Source organism: Ruegeria sp. BC5, assembly GCF_056539205.1.
This window is the reverse complement of the sequence record NZ_JBQFUN010000001.1, coordinates 1229234-1246786: the sequence shown is the minus strand read 5'-3', so window position 1 is coordinate 1246786 and position 17553 is coordinate 1229234. Positions and strand designations below refer to the sequence as shown.

The window sequence follows — 17553 nt, the reverse complement described above, 5'->3', positions numbered from 1 at the left end:
GAACATGGAAACCACCATCCTCTTTGCCCCGCTGGTGGGCGCGCTGCTCTGCGGGTTCGGCTGGCGATTCATAGGCGAAAAGGCCGCGATGTGGACCGCCACCGGCCTGCTGTTTCTGGCCTGTTTGCTGTCGTGGATCGTGTTCTTCACCTTTAACGGGGTGACCCAGCAGGTCGAGATCATGCGCTGGATCGAGAGCGGCTCGCTCTCGACAAGCTGGGCCGTGCGGCTGGACCGGCTGACCGCGATCATGCTGATCGTGGTGACGACCGTATCGGCGCTCGTACACCTGTATTCCTTTGGCTATATGGCCCATGATCCGCAATGGCGCGAAGGCGAGAGCTATAAGCCGCGCTTCTTTGCTTACCTGTCGTTTTTTACCTTTGCCATGCTGATGCTGGTGACGGCGGATAATCTGGTTCAGATGTTCTTTGGCTGGGAAGGTGTGGGTGTCGCGTCTTACCTGCTGATCGGCTTCTACTACCGCAAGCCATCGGCCAACGCGGCGGCGATGAAAGCGTTCATTGTCAACCGGGTGGGCGACTTTGGCTTTGCGCTGGGGATTTTTGCGCTGTTCTTCTTGACGGACAGCATCAATTTTTCCGACATTTTCGCGTCGGCCCCTGAGCTAGCGGAAACGCAACTGCACTTCCTGTGGGGTGAATGGAATGCCATCGAGGTGATCTGTGTGCTGCTGTTCATCGGTGCGATGGGTAAATCGGCGCAGCTGATCCTGCACACCTGGTTGCCGGATGCGATGGAAGGCCCGACACCGGTGTCGGCGCTGATCCACGCTGCGACCATGGTGACTGCAGGTGTCTTCCTTGTCTGCCGCATGTCGCCGCTGATGGAGTTCGCGCCGGGTGCGACCGGATTCATCACCGTACTAGGCGCCTCGACCGCGTTCTTTGCGGCGACCGTGGGTCTGGTGCAGACCGACATCAAGCGCGTCATCGCCTATTCGACATGTTCGCAGCTGGGCTACATGTTCGTGGCCGCCGGTGTGGGCATGTATTCGGCGGCGATGTTCCACCTGTTTACGCACGCCTTCTTCAAGGCGCTGCTGTTCCTTGGGGCCGGTTCGGTGATCAACGCTATGCATCACGAGCAGGAAATGACCGAATACGGCGGTCTGCGTAAGAAAATCCCTTATACCTTCTGGGCGATGATGATCGGGACACTGGCTATTACCGGCGTTGGTATTCCGCTGACCACCATCGGGTTCGCCGGGTTCCTGTCCAAGGATGCCATCATCGAGAGTGCCTATGCTGGTGGGTCGGCCTATGGCTTCTGGCTGCTTGTGATCGCGGCTGCGTTCACTTCGTTCTACAGCTGGCGCCTGATCTTCCTGACTTTCTATGGCGAGCCGCGTGGTGATCAGCATACGCATGAGCATGCGCATGAAAGCCCGATGACCATGTTGATTCCTTTGGGCGTGCTGTCCTTGGGTGCGGTCTTTGCCGGGATGATCTGGTATGGCAACTTCTTTGGTCATGCGGACAAGGTCGGCAAGTTCTATGGCATTCCGGTGGCCGAGGCGTCGAAGCATGCCGAGGCGGGCGATCATGGCACTGCGGATTCACATGCGGATGATGCACACGCTGATGAGGGGCACGCAGAAGATACTCATGCCGATGATGGGCACGGCGAGAAGGATGCGCATGGCGGTGATCACCACTATGTCTTCGCGGGTGAGCCGGGCGAGGGCGCGATCTATATCGCGCCGGACAACCATATTCTGGACGATGCGCATGCCGCCCCGAAATGGGTCAAGGTCTCACCCTTTGTCGCGATGGCGCTGGGTTTTGTCATGGCCTATTGGTTCTATATCGTGAACCCGTCCCTGCCGGGGCGTCTGGCACAGAACCAGCGTCCGCTTTACCTGTTTCTGCTGAACAAGTGGTACTTTGACGAGATCTACGATGCGATCTTTGTCAAACCCACCGTTGCGCTTGGTCGGTTCCTGTGGAAACGCGGTGATGGCAATACCATCGACGGCTTCCTGAACGGGGTTTCGATGGGCGTTATTCCCTTCTTTACCCGCCTCGCAGGCAAGGCACAGACGGGCTACATCTTTACTTATGCCTTCTGGATGGTTCTGGGTATCGCTGCCCTGGTCACCTGGATGTCGATCGGCGGAGGCGCACACTAATGGATAATATCCTCTCGATCGTCACCTTTATCCCCGCAGTGGCGGCAGGCATTCTAGCCCTGTTTCTGCACGGTGAGGACGCTGCTGCGCAGCGCAACGCGAAATGGGTTGCGCTGGTCGCGACCACGGTGACCTTCCTTGTCTCGATCGGTATCTACACAGGCTTTGATCCGTCCAATACCGGCTTTCAGATGGTGGAAGAGGCCGAGTGGCTGCTGGGCCTGAAATACAAGATGGGTGTAGACGGTATCAGCGTTCTGTTCGTACTGCTGACCACTTTCATCATGCCGCTGACCATTCTGGCCAGCTGGCAGGTCACCGACCGCGTCAAGGAATATATGATCGCCTTCCTGCTGCTGGAAACGCTGATGCTGGGCGTGTTCATGGCGCTGGATCTGGTGCTGTTCTATCTGTTCTTCGAGGCCGGCCTGATCCCAATGTTCCTGATCATCGGCATCTGGGGTGGGGCGAACCGGATTTACGCAAGCTTCAAGTTCTTCCTCTATACTTTCCTGGGCTCGGTGCTGATGCTGGTGGCGATGGTTGCGATGTATTCCGATGCAGGCACCACTGATATCGAAGCCTTGATGAGCCACCATTTCTCGTCCGAAGGGTTCAGCGTGCTGGGCGTTTATATCGTCGGCGGTATGCAGACGTTGATGTTCCTGGCCTTCTTTGCCTCGTTTGCGGTGAAAATGCCGATGTGGCCGGTTCATACCTGGCTACCTGACGCACACGTTCAGGCGCCGACTGCAGGCTCGGTTGTGCTGGCGGCGATCCTGCTGAAGATGGGCGGCTATGGCTTCCTGCGGTTCAGTCTGCCGATGTTCCCGGTCGGGTCAGCGGTGATGACCGATCTGGTGTTGTGGATGTCGGCCATCGCAGTAGTCTACACCTCGCTGGTGGCGCTGGTGCAGGAGGATATGAAAAAGCTGATCGCTTATTCCTCGGTTGCTCATATGGGCTTTGTGACTATGGGTATCTTTGCTGCGAACCAGCAGGGTATTGACGGCGCGATCTTCCAGATGCTCAGCCACGGGTTTATCTCGGCCGCGCTCTTCCTGTGTGTCGGTGTCATCTATGACCGCATGCACACGCGTGACATCGACGCTTATGGCGGTCTGGTGATCCGCATGCCCGCATACGCGCTGGTCTTCATGCTGTTCACAATGGCCAATGTCGGCCTGCCGGGCACATCCGGGTTCATCGGTGAATTCCTGACGCTGATGGGCGCGTTCCAGGTCAATACCTGGGTGACGGCTGTGGCTGCATCTGGCGTGATCTTCTCGGCTGCCTATGCGCTGTGGCTGTATCGCCGGGTCGTGTTTGGCGATCTGATCAAGGAAAGCCTCAAGGCAATGACGGACATGAGCTCGCGCGAGCGGCTGATCTTTGCACCGCTGATCGTGATGACCATCCTGCTTGGCGTTTACCCGTCGCTGGTAACCGATGTGATCGGCAATTCGACCGCCGCGCTGATTTCGAACTATGACTCGGCTCTGGCCGCGGCTGAGGCCGCGACCCAGACGGCCGCCTCGCATTAAGGGAGCTTTGGAGACATGATCCAGGCTGATCTGACAATAATCCTGCCGGAAATCGTTCTGGCCGTGTATGCGATGGCCGCCCTTATCGGGGCAGTTTACACGACGAAAGACGCGCTGGCGCCAATTCTGGTGTGGACGACGGCGGGGCTGATGGCGCTGCTGTCCTTCTGGATTGCAACCAATGGCGATGGCACCAACGTGGCGTTCAACGGGATGTTCGTCGATGACGGGTTCTCGCGGTTTGCCAAGGTCGCGATCCTGCTGTCGGCTGCGGCTGTTCTGGTGATGAGCCAGGAATATATGACCCGCCGCGATCTGTTGCGGTTCGAATACCCGTTGCTGGTGGCACTGGCTGCTGTCGGTATGATGATGATGGTCAGCGCAGGCGATCTGATGTCCTTGTATATGGGGCTGGAGCTGCAATCCCTGTCGCTGTACGTCGTGGCTGCGTTGCGTCGTGACAGCGCCAAATCAACTGAGGCCGGTCTGAAGTACTTCGTACTGGGTGCGCTCAGTTCGGGGCTGCTGCTGTATGGTGCATCGCTTGTTTATGGCTTTACTGGCACGACGCTGTTTTCGGGCATCATCCAAACGGTCCACCATGACGACATCTCGGTTGGTCTGCTGTTCGGCCTGATCTTCCTGATCTCGGGCCTTGCCTTCAAGGTTTCGGCTGTGCCCTTCCATATGTGGACGCCGGACGTGTACGAAGGATCGCCCACGCCGATCACCGCCTTCTTTGCTACCGCACCAAAAGTGGCGGCGATGGCGCTGTTTGCCCGCTTGATGCATGACGCCTTTGGTGGCGTAGTGAAAGACTGGCAGCAGGTGATCGTACTGCTTTCGGTTCTGTCGATGCTGCTGGGTGCGGTTGCCGCGATTGGTCAGCGCAATATCAAGCGGCTGATGGCGTTTTCATCGATTGCCCATATGGGTTATGCGCTGATCGGTCTGGCAGCGGGTACGGAAATGGGCATCAAAGCGATGCTGATGTATCTGGCAATTTACGTGACCATGAATATCGGCACCTTTGCCTTCATCCTGATGATGGAGCGCGATGGCAAACCCGTCACTGATATCGATGCGCTTCGCCAGTTTTCCAAACGCGATCCGGGTAAGGCCCTGGCTGTTCTGATCCTAATGTTCAGCCTTGCTGGCGTTCCGCCAATGTTGGGCTTTTTCGCCAAGTTCGGCGTCTGGCAGGCTGGTATCAGCGCGGGTCTGACCGGGTTGGTGATCGTGTCGGCCATCGCTTCTGTGATCGGTGCGTTCTATTACCTGCGGATCGTGTTCTACATGTATTTCGGGGCCGAGAACGAGGATCCGATCGAAACCCACTCGACCCCGGTTCTGTGGGTCGCGCTGATGGGGTCGGCGGCGCTGATGCTGGTGGGCGTTTTCTATCAGTTCGGCATCGAAGGCGCGGCTGCAGCTGCGGCAGCGACGCTTGTCAACTGACGTGTTTAACATCCAATTTCAGGGGGCTCGGTCAAAAGGCCGGGCCTTTTTGACGTGACTGATTGGCCGCAAGGATACGGACTGCACATCGTGCAGGAAGTCGACAGTACATTGAATGAGGCTGCCCGGCTTGCCCCTACGGCGCCGGGCCCTGTGTGGATCATGGCGCATCACCAGACGGCGGCGCGGGGACGACGGGGTAGGGCGTGGGCCAACCCCAAGGGCAACCTGGCGGCGACCTTGTTAATGCGACCGCAGGGTAATCCGGAACAAGCGGCCTTGCGCAGCTTTGTGGCGGCCTTGGCGCTGTTCGACGCCTGTGTCGCGGTCACCGGTCGCGCCGACGGGCTGTCATTGAAGTGGCCCAACGACGTGCTGCTGAACGGGGGCAAGCTGGCGGGCATCTTGCTGGAAAGCACCGGAAAGGGCGGGGGCGTGTCGTATCTGTCGATTGGCATCGGTGTAAATCTTTCCCAGGCGCCCCCAGCCTATGCGGTGGAACAAAGCGCGGTGCGGCCAGTCTCTCTGTTGTCGGAAACCGGTGCCGCAGTGCTGCCCGAGGATTTTCTGACCGAATTGGCCGCGGCTTATGCACAATATGAAACTCAGTTCGTGACCTACGGGTTCGAGCCGATCCGCACTGCCTGGCTGTCTCGTGCCGCTCGCTTGGGTGAAGTGATCACAGCGCGAACCTCGACATCTGAAACGGTTGGAACCTTTGAAACCGTGGACTCGGGCGGCAACCTTGTCCTAAAGACCGCAAAAGGCCGTGTCAGCATTCCTGCGGCGGACGTGTACTTCTAAAGGGGGCTCAGATGCTTCTGGCTATCGACTGCGGCAACACCAATACCGTTTTCTCGATCTGGGACGGCAAAAAGTTCCTGTGTACCCTGCGCACCTCGACCCATCATTCGCGTACGGCGGATGCCTATTTCACTTGGTATTCGACGCTGGTGAAACATTACGGGATCGAAGCGGAGATCACTGACGTGGTGATCGCCTCGACCGTGCCGCGTGTGGTCTTTAACCTGCGTATTTTTGCTGATCGCTTCTTTGGGTGTCGGCCGCTGGTTGTGGGCAAGCCTGAATGCCTGTTGCCCGTGGCACCGCGCATTGACGAAGGAACAATCCCCGGCCCGGACCGGTTGGCCAATGCCGTGGGCGCGTTTGACCGCCATGGCGGCGATGTTGTTGTGGTCGATTTCGGGACGGCCACGAATTTCGATGTAGTGGCCCACGACGGTGCCTATGTTGGCGGCATCATTGCACCGGGTGTGAACCTCAGCCTTGAGGCACTCCACCAAGGCGCGGCTGCATTGCCGCATATCGACATTACCCGCCCGGAAAAGGTGATTGGTACGAATACGGTTGGATGTATCCAGTCCGGCGTGTATTGGGGCTATTCCGGCTTGATCGAGGGGCTGATTGCCCGGATCAAGGCAGAATACGGCATGCCGATGAAAGTGGTCGGCACCGGTGGGCTTGCGCCTTTGTTCGATCAGGCGGATGTCGGGTTTGATGCGATCGAAGAAGATCTGACGATGCACGGGCTGACCGTGATCCATCGCTATAACAAGGATAATGGCTCGACATGAGCAGTGAACGACTGATCTATTTGCCGCTGGGTGGTGCCGGCGAAATTGGCATGAATGCGTATGTCTATGGCTATGGAAAGCCCGGGAAAGAGCGTCTGATCCTGGTGGATCTTGGCGTGACCTTTCCGGATATGGACACGACGCCGGGCGTTGATCTGATCCATGCCGATATCTCGTGGCTGCGCGAAAGGGCGGACCGGCTTGAGGCCGTATTCGTCACCCACGCGCACGAAGACCACGTCGGCGCCGTGGCCCATTGCTATGAGGCACTGGGCGCACCTGTCTATGCACGCGCATTCACCGCCAACATTGCCCGTCGCAAGATGGAGGAACATGGCCACCCCGAGGACGCGGTCCGCACGGTATCGGCCTGGCCCGAGCAGGTCTCGGTCGGTCCCTTCACGATTGGCTTCCTGCCTGTGTCGCATTCGATCCCCGAAAGTGCTGCGCTGGTGATCGACACGCCCAAGGGGCGGATTGTGCATACTGGTGACTTCAAGCTGGATGAAAACCCCGTGGTGGGTGAGCCCTTTGATCCCGATCTGTGGGCCGAGGTCGCGAAATCCGGTGTTAAGGCGCTGGTCTGTGACAGCACCAATGTTTTTTCTGGACATGCAGGTCGTTCGGAATCCGAGGTCGGCCCCGAGATCACCAAACTGGTTGAAAGCGCCGAAGGTATGGTGGTTGCGACCACCTTTGCATCGAACGTTGCACGGGTGAAAACACTGGCCGAAGCGGGCCAGCGCGCCGGGCGTTCGGTTGTGTTGCTGGGTCGTGCCATGCGACGGATGATCGAAGCCGCGACTGAAACTGGAATCCTCACGGATTTTCCCAAGGTTGTCAGTGCCGAAGAGGCCGTGGACATGCCGCGCCAGAACCTGATGCTGATCGTGACCGGCAGCCAGGGCGAACGCCGCGCCGCCAGTGCCCAACTGGCGCGGGGCAAATACCGCGGGCTGGAGCTGAAAGAGGGTGATCTGTTCCTGTTCTCATCCAAAACCATCCCCGGAAATGAGCGCGGCGTGATTTTCATCATGAACCAGCTCAGCGAAAAGGGTGTGGATGTGGTGGATGACAGTTCAGGTCTGTACCACGTGTCCGGCCATGCCAACCGACCGGATCTTGAAAGAGTTCACGCCCTGATCGACCCGCAGATGGTGATCCCGATGCACGGCGAGCATCGGCATTTGCGTGAACACACTAAACTGGCCGAGGCCGGTGGGCGTACGGGCATTCTGGCCGTCAACGGAACGATGGTTGACCTGACAGGCAATGCGCCGCAGGTGGTGGATTATATTGAAACCGGCCGCACCTATCTGGACGGCACCGTCAAGGTCGGGGCTCTGGACGGGATCGTGCGTGACCGTATTCGCATGGCTTTGAACGGGCACGTGACCGTGACGGTCATTTTGGACGAAGAGGACGAGCCGCTGGGTGAGCCGTGGTGCGACACGATGGGCTTGCCTGAAATCGGGACGTCGCGGGCGGCGCTGATTGAAGTGTTGGAAGAGGACCTGAACCAATTCCTGATGCGGGCCGATGCCAAGACGTTGCGCGACGATGACAAGCTGGAGGAAGCTTTGCGCCGCATCGTGCGCCAGACCGCCAAGTCAGAAATCGGTAAAAAGCCCGAGGTGACGACGGTTATCAGCCGGATGAGGTGACGCCTAGTCCGCGTCGGGCATGGGATAACCCTTGAGCTGCAAGAACAGGCTTTGTTCTTCGGTATGCAGATATAGCGGCACGGTGGCGGGTGGTTCGGGATTTGTAGCCCGGGCCGCTATTTCCGCAAGAACGACCTCGGTAATGAAGGGCAGGTCCAGTTCGCGCGCGCGGTCCAGCGGGACCCATTGCAAATGGGACAGCTCATCCGACGCACGGCTGAAATCATCCAGATCCCCCTGAACGGCGTTGGCATCGACCAGAAAGAACCGTGCGTCGAAACGGCGTGGGCGCCCCGGAGGGGTCACAGCACGGAACACAAATTGCAGCGCGCTGGCCGATGGGCGGTAACCCAAGTCGGCAAAGCCCTGCCAATCCTCCGGAACTGTGCCGCTCCACCCGCCGGGATCCCCCAGGATCAGCCCGGTTTCTTCCCACAATTCACGAATTGCGGCTGCGGCCAGTGCGTTTTGCAATCCCGGTTCGGACTTTTCGTCCAGCCTGTCGCTGCACAACGCGGGCAGGGGCGTGGCCAAAGGTACCGAGCTGTCCTCGGCATCGACGGCACCGCCGGGAAACACGAACTTATTGGGCATGAATACGGCCTTTGCACCGCGTTGCCCCATCAGGATGGACGGCTCGATCATACGATCTCGCAGAACGATGACCGTTGCCGCGTCCCGTATCGCTGATTTGTCGACTGTCATGTTCTGTGCGAGCCGATGAGCGAGGTCATTGCGCTTTTTCGAACCCGTGCATGCGACGTGCCCATTGGTACGCGACAACCGCGCCCTTCAGCCGAGGCAGCAGGAACAAGGACAGGGCCGTACAACCGATGGCAAAGATCAGGAACATGGTCATCGGTTCCGGGCGAAACTCTACATAAGACACGTGAAGGGCCGGTGCCATCAGGTGACCGACCAGCAGAATGGTCAGGTACGCCGGACCGTCATCTGCCCGATGGTGAAACAACTCTTGCCCACAAGAGTCGCAGTTGTCCTTGACCTTCAGATAACCTTTCAGAACCTTGCCCTCGCCGCATTTGGGGCAGCGGCAGCGGAAGCCTTTGACCAAAGCAGGCCAAGTAGGGCGGTCATTCTCATTCGTGGTGTCGATCGTTTGATCTGTCATTGTAAAACTCGCGCGTTCGTTTGAGCCGGATAATGCGCTTGTTTTGCCCTGAAAAAAAGAGGGGTGCGTCGCTTTGTGGCGTGGGGTTTTGGTAAAGGCCTGCAAAGTTTTTTGGATTTTTGCGACGGAAAGCATCCAGCCCTGCGTTTGAACTTATGTGAGCAGCGGCGATGGGGCCGCCAAACAAAGGGAAAACGACATGAAAAGCGCCAAATTCATTCCGGCCATCCTTATCTCGGCTATTGCAATCACAGGCACGTCCGTATTGGCGGCCGGACCAAAGGATCGTGAACCTGCAAGCTTTCAAGAACTGGATGCCAATGGTGACGGTCAACTGACGCAGGAAGAATTGGAGGCCCACCGCACGCAGCGATTCTCGAACGCTGACGCTGACGGCGACGGCAAACTGAGCGTCGAAGAAATGCAGGCCGCTGGCCAAAAACGCGCCAATGACCGCGTGACCAAGATGTTCGAAAAACACGACGCCAATCAGGACGGCTTTCTGAGTGAAGACGAGTTGCCCAAACCGCGCCGCGCTGGCAAGATGTTTGACCGTATCGACGCGGATAACAGCGGAACGATCTCGGAACAGGAATACGCCGATGCGAAAGAGCGGATGGGTCGCAAGCACAAGAAACACGGCAAGGCGGACTCTGACGACAGCTGATGAAGGATGGAGGATCTGACCTCTCCATTTCAAGATGTCCGCGGCGCAGAATGTGCCGCGGATACGACAGATGATGCGTTGCTGCGGCAGTTCGCGGGCGGCGACGCGGCGGCTGCCCGTCAGTTGACTGACCGGTTGGGGCCGCGTTGTTTTTCAGTCGCGATGCGAATGCTGGGCAACCGCGCCGAGGCCGAAGACGTAACGCAGGACGCCATGATGCGGCTGTGGCAGATGGCCCCCAAATGGGTGCCGGGGCAGGCCAAGGTGTCCACCTGGCTCTATCGCGTTACGCTGAACCTGTGTGTGGATGTGCAGCGCAAGAAAAGGCCGGACCGTCTGGACGATGTGCCCGAGCCCGAGGATGAAGACCTGAGCGCTACCGAGCGGCTACAAGAAGCGGCGCGTAAGGATGCGCTGCAATCAGCGTTGTCGCAATTGCCAGACCGCCAACGGCAAGCGGTGATTTTGCGGCATATCGAAGAACTGCCCAACCCTGAAATCGCCGGGATCATGGGCATTTCGACTGAAGCGGTAGAAAGCCTGACCGCGCGTGGAAAGCGTGCCTTGGCGGCAATACTGGCAGGACGGCAAGATGAACTGGGGTACGAAGATGGCTGAAGATGACATGAAATTGGACCAGTTGTTTGCTCAGGCACGGCAAGCCCGGCCGGAACTGCCCGATGATCTGGCGGTTCGCATTCTGACGGACGCCGAAACGGTGCGTCTTGACCGGATGAAACCTGCAGATCCACCGCGTTCTGTCTGGGCGCGGCTGCTGGACGGGATCGGAGGCTGGCAGAGCATGGGTGGTTTGGTCGCGGCCAGTGCCGCAGGGGTTTGGATCGGATTTGCCGCGCCCGACTTTTTACCTGACCCGGCAACGATTATTTTTCCGCAGGACACCAGCTTTGTGGTCGCTGACCTTGGCCTGGACACAACTTTTCTGGAGGACGCCGAATGAGCGATAATGCCAAACCCAAAAGACGGTGGGTGACGGTTCTTTTGACCGTATCGCTGGCGCTGAACCTTTTGGTTGTCGGGGTCGCTTTGGGCACTGTTTACAGGGTCAAAGGCGGGCATCACGGCAAGGGTCCGCCCGGATTTGCCCCAACGTTGTACCGGGCGCTGCCCAAAGAAGAACGGAAAGCGTTGCGCGGTGAGTTGTCTGAGCGGCATACCAAGGGGGCGAAGATGCGGTCGCAGGACTTTGCCGCGCTTGAGGCAGCCTTGCGCGCGGAACCGTTCGATCCCGAGGCGGTACAGGCGCTGCTGCAGCAACAGGCGCAAGCCATGGCCGAATTGCAAAGCGCATTACAGGATAAATGGCTGGGCCGCATCACCGCGATGACTGACGCGGAACGTCAGGCTTACGCGGACCGGCTGCAGGAAGTGGTCGAGCGCAAGGCGCATGGGCGCAAGCACAAGGATTGATCGGTTCAGGCTGCGCTCTGCCGGACCCGAACCTGGTTGCGCCCAGCCGACTTGGCAGCATAAAGCGCGGTGTCGGCCGATTTGATCAGCCCCTCCAACCGGGGTAGTTGATGAGATTGCGACCACCCGTTTGGTTGGGCTGCGATTAGTCCGATGCTGATCGTGACCGGTATTGGGGCAGGAGCGTCTGGCAGCTCAAAAGGTTTGTCACGGATGCAATCACACAAGCTTCTTGCTAGTTTCAGTGCTTTGGCCTGCGTTGTTTCGGCGAGGCCAACCATGAACTCTTCGCCACCGATTCGTGCGATGAACCCGGCCGAGCCAATCGTTTGTTTCATCCGGGCCGCTGCCTCGGCCAGCACCAGATCCCCGCCGGTGTGGCCGAAGGTGTCGTTGATACACTTGAAGTGATCCAGGTCAGCCAGCATCACCGCAAAACCTTGCTCGGTCCGCGCAGCCTTGTGCATGATCTGATTCATCGCGCGCATCGCATATCGGCGATTGTGCAGGCCGGTTAACGGATCGACCCAGGAATCCTCCAACCCGCGCCTGAGCGACGCGCGCATCTGGTCCAGCCGGGCCTTTCGCGCAATCTGGTTTTCCAGGCGCAACAGCGTTTCTTCGGGGCAGAAACTACCCATGCAAATCGCGTCGGCACCCCGATCAAGCGCTTCGGATGCCAATTCGGTATTCTCTTCCTCAAGAACACCAATCAGAACCGTATGCCGCGTAGTGCTTCGCGATTTCAGATCGGCCAGCAGTTTGAGGTCCGACGGGTTTGCACTGACCTCGAACACGATGGCATCAGGGACAGGTCCCGACAGAATACCCCGAAGGTTGGATGTTGTATGAGCGGATAGGTTGTGCGGTGTTTGCTTGAATAGAGCCTTTTTCCACAAAGCGCTGGTGCATGACGATTGTGTCAGAATAGCGACTCGACCGGTTTTCGCAGGCATGATCAGCGCAGAGCTGGGTTCGGCAAATCCGATGGGGTGCGAACTGGTTCCAACCTGCAATTCTTGGGTATCGGCGCGCGCGCGCAACAGGCTGCGAACCCGCGCAAGCAGGAACGTATCCTTGAACGGGTGGGCCAGAACATCGTCCAAGCCGTCAGCCAGCGCCTTCAACCGCGCGGCCTTGTCGTTTTGCTGTGCGATCGCAACCACCGGCACATCGGTCAAATCCGGGTCTGCCATGACAAGCTTCTTTACGTCAGCGGCAGTGCCGTCCGGCAAGGTTTGCGAGGTCAGTACCAGGTCGGGCCTGGCACGCCGTAAAAGCCCGGGCAGACCCTGAAGCCGTTCACCCTGAACAACGTGATACCAAGCCGCAGTTAGCTGAACCTTCAGCATGATGCGATTGGTTGAGGCCCCGTCGAGGACAAGGATGGTTCCCTGCACGGACATATCGGTCACCATTGATTGCATGCGTTGCTAAAGTGTTTATGAGTCTGGTTAACAAACCCTTTCCAAGACCTGATCCGGGGCTATTTTATGTCAATCAACGCCCAATCTGCCGAAACGCTGGCGCTCAATGTTCTGGGTTGGCTGGTGGGCAATGAAGAATTGCTGCCAATTTTCCTTGGCTCAACCGGTGCATCGACACAGGACCTGCGCGAAAGAGCAGGCGAGCCCGAGTTTCTGGGGTCGGTGCTGGATTTTCTTGTGCTTGACGACTCGTGGGTAATCGCCTTCTGTGACGCGAATTCCGTGCCCTATGACCTGCCTGGACAGGCCCGCGCGGTTTTGTCCGGTGGCGCTGACGTCCACTGGACCTGACCCACAACTTTGCAGGAGCATGCAATGCCTATCGACGCGATCCTGTTCGACAAGGACGGCACCTTGTTTGACTTTGCCAACACCTGGGGGGCTTTCGGGCGCAATGTCGTGTTGCGCCTGGCCGACGGTGTCCCTGCACGCGCTTCAGAATTGGGGCGTGTTATCGGCTTTGACCTGGAAAAGGCCACCTATTCCGAGGACAGCATCGTCATCGCCGGTACGGTTGATGAAATCGCCGAAGCCTTGGTTCCGCATCTTCCGGACATGACGCAGGAAGATCTGGTCGATGTTCTGAACACCGAATCGGCGTCGGCTCCGCAGGCGCAGGCCGTGCCATTAGCCCCCTTTCTGGAAGGTTTGAAACAGGCTGGGCTAAAGCTGGGCGTGGCCACAAATGACGGTGAGATGCCAGCGAAACAGCATCTCTCATCGGTCGGGATTCGCGATCATTTTGACTTTGTCGCGGGCTATGACAGCGGCCACGGGTACAAACCAGGGCCCGGGCAGTTGCTTGCCTTTGCGACCCATGTAGGCGTGGCACCTGAACAGGTGGCCATGGTGGGCGACAGTCTGCACGACCTGCAAGCTGGTCGCGCTGCCGGGATGACGACAATTGCCGTTCTCACGGGCATGGCCCCGGCCGAAGCACTGGCGCCCATGGCGGATGTCGTGTTGCCGGATATCGGCCACATTCCCGACTGGCTGGCGAAAAACTGATCACGCTCCAGCCGATTTCGTCGCTTCGGGATAAAAAACCGACAAAGTCTGTCGCAGACAGAGCGGCCAGCCCCCGACCTTCGGGGCTTGCTTGTGATAGAGCAAGCTCCGGAGGATCAGATGGCAGACACAAAAACTCGCAGGCGTCGTGGTGGTGGACGTGCCGGGGCCGCTGAACGCAGAGGTACTGCGGTAATCGACCAGATGCCGTGGAGCCCGCCAATCAACATCGACCGCCCGACTGAACCGTTGGATCAGGACGGGATCGAGGCGATCCATGAAGGGGCCATGCGCATCCTCGAAGAGATCGGGATCGAGTTCTACAACGAAGAAGCCAAAGGCATTCTGCGCGAGGCAGGGTGTACGGTCGAGGGCGACAATGTTCGCATGGGCCGGGACTTTGTCATGGAGATGGTGGGCAAAGCCCCTTCAAGCTTTACGATTACTCCGCGAAATACGGACCGCACGATTGAGATTGGCGGAAAGAACATGGTGTTCGGCAACGTATCATCGCCGCCGAATTACTGGGATATGGAGATCGGTACCAAGGTTCCCGGTAATCGAGATATGTGCCGCAACCTGTTGAAACTGACGCAATATTTCAATTGCATTCACTTTGCGGGCGGGTATCCGGTTGAACCCGTCGATATACATGCCAGTGTCCGGCACCTGGATGTGCTTTATGACAAGCTGACCCTGACTGACAAGGCGATGCATGCCTATTGCCTCGGGAAGGAACGGGTCGAAGATGTGATGGAGATGGTCCGCATCGCTGGCGGGCTGAGCCACGAGGAATTCGAGGCAACGCCTCGGATGTATTCCAACATCAACTCGACCTCACCGCTGAAACACGACCACCCGATGATTGACGGTTGCTTGCGTTTGGCGCGGCGGGGGCAGGCGATTGTTGTGACGCCGTTTACGTTGGCTGGTGCAATGGCTCCGGTAACGATGGCGGGGGCTGTGGCGCAATCGCTGGCCGAAGCCTTGTGCGCAATCGCTCTGTTCCAATACGTGCGCCCAGGGATTCCCTGCGTAATCGGGACGTTCACATCCAATGTGGATATGAAGTCAGGCGCACCTGCCTTTGGTACACCGGAATACATGCGTTCCACCCAGATGACTGGGCAAATGGCACGGTTCTACAACCTGCCGATGCGGTCGTCGGGGGTATGTGCCGCAAACGTGCCCGATGGCCAATCGGTTTGGGAGACCTCGAACTCTCTGTGGGCGTCAGTTCAGTCGGGTACCAATATGGTTTACCATGCAGCAGGTTGGCTTGAGGGAGGGTTGATCGCCAGCCCCGAGAAATTCATCATGGACTGTGAAATATTGCAGCAAATTCAGCGCTATATGCAGCCTGAAATTACCGCGACCGGTCCAGATGAAATCGCGTTGGATGCGATCCGGTCGGTGGGCAATGACGGCCATTTCTTTGGTATTCAGCACACGCAGGACCGCTACACCACCGCATTCTATCAACCCTTTCTGAGTGATTGGAAGAACTTCGAGGGGTGGAATGTTGCGGGTGGCATTTGGACGGCGGAGCGGGCCCATCACATGTTCAAAGAGATCATCACCAGCTTTGAACCACCGGCGCTGGATGATGCGATCCGGGATGAGCTTGCCGACTTTGTCGCCCGTCGCAAGGCCGAAGGTGGGGCGCCGACGGATTTCTAGTTCTCTGTCAAAGACTTCCACTGTGATATTTGTTCAGATTGTTGGAATCCAACGTCCTATCTTGGGGGTTTGTTAAGGAATCTCGGGCCAGATTGGAGAAGTAACCAATCTGGGGCATTTTATGCATGGTCTGATCAATCGGGCGGTACAATCCTTCGTATGCGCGACCTACGGGCAGACGTGCTGGTTGCACGTGACCGAGATGGCTGAGCTGGGATTTACCGAGTTCGAGGCCATGCTCGTCTACGATGACGACATGACTGCCCGGGTTTTGGACGCACTGTGCCGCGAACTAATGCGCCCACGTGCCGAAATACTCGAGGACTTGGGAACATATCTGGTGTCTCACCCGAATATGGAGGATCTGCGCCGTCTGCTGCGCTTTGGCGGCGTCACTTATGTAGAGTTCCTGCATTCCCTGGATGACTTGTCCGACCGCGTCCGTTTGGCAGTTTCCGACCTTTGTCTGCCAATGTTGGAGCTTATTGAGGTGAGCCCAACAGAATATCAATTGTATTGTCATCCCGGATTGGCCGGATATTCCAGCGTTATGGTCGGGGTTTTGCGCGCCATGGCCGACGATTACGGTGCCTTGGCCATGTTGTCCCATGACGGGCAAGAGGGCGAGGCCGAAGTCATCTCAGTCGTACTTGTGGAAAGCGCTTTTGCCGAAGGGCGTCATTTCGATCTTGGGGCGCGCAAATCATGATGGATACTGGCGATCTGGGTTCTTTGCTGGAAACACTATGTCCAATGTTCGTTCTGGTGAGCGAAACTGGGCGGATAACACGCGTAGGGCCGACGTTGCAGAAACTTCGCCCGGATCAACCGATGGAGGGGAAAGAATTTCTGGATGTATTCGAGTTGATACGCCCGCGCGCTGTCACAACCCTTTCGGCTCTGATGTCATTGGCTGGCGCAAAACTGCACCTGAAACTCCATGATACGCCACGAACGGTGTTGAAGGGATTGGTTGCGCCACTGCCCAACGGAAAAGGCGCAGTAATTAACCTGTCCTTCGGCATTTCGATTTTGGATGCTGTACGCGATTATGCGCTGACCAGTGCGGACTTTTCTGGCACCGACCTTGCAATCGAACTGCTGTACCTGGTCGAGGCTAAATCGGCCGCGATGGAGGCTTCGCGGTCGCTTAACCTGCGGCTGCAAGGGGCGATGTTGGCCGCCGAAGAACAAGCCTTTACCGATATGCTGACCGGGTTAAAGAACCGTCGGGCCATGGACGTGGTTCTGGGCCATCTGATATCCGGGAATTCGCCTTTCGCCCTGATGCATCTGGATTTGGATTTCTTCAAGTCGGTCAATGATCAATATGGGCACGCAGCGGGGGATCACGTGTTGCAGCAGGCCGCCCGGATCATGGTAGAGGAAACCCGCAACGATGACACAGTGGCTCGCATTGGCGGGGATGAGTTCGTTATTATCATCAAGGGTTTGATGGATGAATCTGTCCTCTCAGCAATTGCGTCACGTCTTATTGACCGGCTGCAAAAACCAATGGTGTTCGAGAAAAACCCCTGTCGGATATCAGCCAGTATCGGGACCGCGTTGTCCACGCAGTTTTCGCCCCCCAAATCTGCGGAAATTCTGAACGCGGCTGATTTGGCGCTGTATGAGGCGAAGAGGAAAGGCAGATCTCGGCATTGCTTATACTCGACACTGGTGGGGCGTCGGCAAGGCGACCCGGCATCCGGAGTTCGTTTGGATTAAAATCGCGCGG

Annotated in this window: 18 protein-coding genes; 15 read left to right on the top strand and 3 right to left on the bottom strand. The window is 57.9% G+C overall.

Going from position 1 to position 17553, the window contains the following annotated elements; genetic code table 11:
• The first annotated feature begins 4 nt into the window (after positions 1-4).
• From nuoL to ACR0LY_RS06220, 6 genes are read left to right on the top strand one after another with little or no spacing between them, the layout of a single operon-like run.
• Positions 5-2152, top strand: a complete 2148-nt coding sequence (gene nuoL, locus ACR0LY_RS06245; protein ID WP_170348163.1) for an NADH-quinone oxidoreductase subunit L — start codon at positions 5-7, stop codon at positions 2150-2152.
• The gene (locus ACR0LY_RS06240) at positions 2152-3696 is read left to right on the top strand and encodes an NADH-quinone oxidoreductase subunit M (protein ID WP_170348165.1); all 1545 of its coding nucleotides are present in this window, start codon (positions 2152-2154) and stop codon (positions 3694-3696) included. The genes nuoL and ACR0LY_RS06240 overlap by 1 nt, the downstream gene beginning before the upstream one ends.
• A gap of 15 nt (positions 3697-3711) precedes the next feature.
• Positions 3712-5154, top strand: a complete 1443-nt coding sequence (nuoN, locus tag ACR0LY_RS06235; RefSeq protein ID WP_170348167.1) for an NADH-quinone oxidoreductase subunit NuoN — start codon at positions 3712-3714, stop codon at positions 5152-5154.
• A gap of 54 nt (positions 5155-5208) precedes the next feature.
• Entirely contained in the window at positions 5209-5958 is a 750-nt protein-coding gene (locus ACR0LY_RS06230; RefSeq protein WP_170348169.1) for a biotin--[acetyl-CoA-carboxylase] ligase, read from the top strand.
• Between the two features lie 11 nt (positions 5959-5969).
• Positions 5970-6749, top strand: a complete 780-nt coding sequence (locus tag ACR0LY_RS06225; RefSeq protein ID WP_170348171.1) for a type III pantothenate kinase — start codon at positions 5970-5972, stop codon at positions 6747-6749.
• Positions 6746-8413 carry a ribonuclease J gene (locus tag ACR0LY_RS06220; protein ID WP_170348172.1) on the top strand — a complete coding sequence of 556 codons (1668 nt, stop codon included), beginning with the start codon at positions 6746-6748 and terminating at the stop codon, positions 8411-8413. The genes ACR0LY_RS06225 and ACR0LY_RS06220 overlap by 4 nt, the downstream gene beginning before the upstream one ends.
• A 3-nt stretch (positions 8414-8416) precedes the next feature.
• Here the strand turns inward: ACR0LY_RS06220 and ACR0LY_RS06215 are convergent, their stop codons facing one another.
• Positions 8417-9118 carry an NUDIX hydrolase gene (locus ACR0LY_RS06215; protein ID WP_170348174.1) on the bottom strand — a complete coding sequence of 234 codons (702 nt, stop codon included), beginning with the start codon at positions 9116-9118 and terminating at the stop codon, positions 8417-8419.
• A gap of 25 nt (positions 9119-9143) precedes the next feature.
• The gene (locus ACR0LY_RS06210) at positions 9144-9542 is read right to left on the bottom strand and encodes a DUF983 domain-containing protein (RefSeq protein ID WP_170348175.1); all 399 of its coding nucleotides are present in this window, start codon (positions 9540-9542) and stop codon (positions 9144-9146) included.
• Positions 9543-9741: 199 nt separating this feature from the next.
• Here ACR0LY_RS06210 and ACR0LY_RS06205 point away from each other — a divergent pair, with 199 nt between their 5' ends.
• From ACR0LY_RS06205 to ACR0LY_RS06190, 4 genes are read left to right on the top strand one after another with little or no spacing between them, the layout of a single operon-like run.
• A complete protein-coding gene (locus ACR0LY_RS06205) occupies positions 9742-10209 on the top strand; it encodes an EF-hand domain-containing protein (protein ID WP_170348176.1) in 468 nt (155 codons plus the stop codon).
• A gap of 6 nt (positions 10210-10215) precedes the next feature.
• Positions 10216-10827: an RNA polymerase sigma factor gene (locus ACR0LY_RS06200; RefSeq protein ID WP_170348177.1), complete on the top strand. Its 612-nt coding sequence runs from the start codon at positions 10216-10218 to the stop codon at positions 10825-10827.
• Complete coding sequence (locus ACR0LY_RS06195; protein ID WP_254429470.1) at positions 10820-11170, top strand: hypothetical protein; 351 nt, start codon at positions 10820-10822, stop codon at positions 11168-11170. Before ACR0LY_RS06200 ends, ACR0LY_RS06195 begins: the two co-directional genes overlap by 8 nt.
• Entirely contained in the window at positions 11167-11640 is a 474-nt protein-coding gene (locus ACR0LY_RS06190) for a periplasmic heavy metal sensor (RefSeq protein WP_170348178.1), read from the top strand. Before ACR0LY_RS06195 ends, ACR0LY_RS06190 begins: the two co-directional genes overlap by 4 nt.
• Before the next feature lie 5 nt (positions 11641-11645).
• Here the strand turns inward: ACR0LY_RS06190 and ACR0LY_RS06185 are convergent, their stop codons facing one another.
• Positions 11646-13046 carry a diguanylate cyclase gene (locus tag ACR0LY_RS06185; RefSeq protein WP_170348179.1) on the bottom strand — a complete coding sequence of 467 codons (1401 nt, stop codon included), beginning with the start codon at positions 13044-13046 and terminating at the stop codon, positions 11646-11648.
• Between the two features lie 87 nt (positions 13047-13133).
• Between ACR0LY_RS06185 and ACR0LY_RS06180 the strand changes: the two genes are divergently transcribed.
• The 5 genes from ACR0LY_RS06180 (at position 13134) to ACR0LY_RS06160 (ending at position 17543) form a co-directional block, all read left to right on the top strand.
• The gene (locus ACR0LY_RS06180; RefSeq protein WP_170348180.1) at positions 13134-13418 is read left to right on the top strand and encodes a DUF3572 domain-containing protein; all 285 of its coding nucleotides are present in this window, start codon (positions 13134-13136) and stop codon (positions 13416-13418) included.
• Positions 13419-13442: 24 nt separating this feature from the next.
• Positions 13443-14135, top strand: a complete 693-nt coding sequence (locus ACR0LY_RS06175) for an HAD family hydrolase (protein WP_170348181.1) — start codon at positions 13443-13445, stop codon at positions 14133-14135.
• Positions 14136-14255: 120 nt separating this feature from the next.
• A complete protein-coding gene (locus tag ACR0LY_RS06170) occupies positions 14256-15815 on the top strand; it encodes a trimethylamine methyltransferase family protein (protein ID WP_170348182.1) in 1560 nt (519 codons plus the stop codon).
• Between the two features lie 121 nt (positions 15816-15936).
• Positions 15937-16524, top strand: coding sequence for a heme NO-binding domain-containing protein (locus tag ACR0LY_RS06165; RefSeq protein WP_170348183.1), 588 nt, complete (start codon positions 15937-15939; stop codon positions 16522-16524).
• Entirely contained in the window at positions 16521-17543 is a 1023-nt protein-coding gene (locus ACR0LY_RS06160; RefSeq protein WP_170348184.1) for a GGDEF domain-containing protein, read from the top strand. Before ACR0LY_RS06165 ends, ACR0LY_RS06160 begins: the two co-directional genes overlap by 4 nt.
• Positions 17544-17553: the final 10 nt, after the last annotated feature.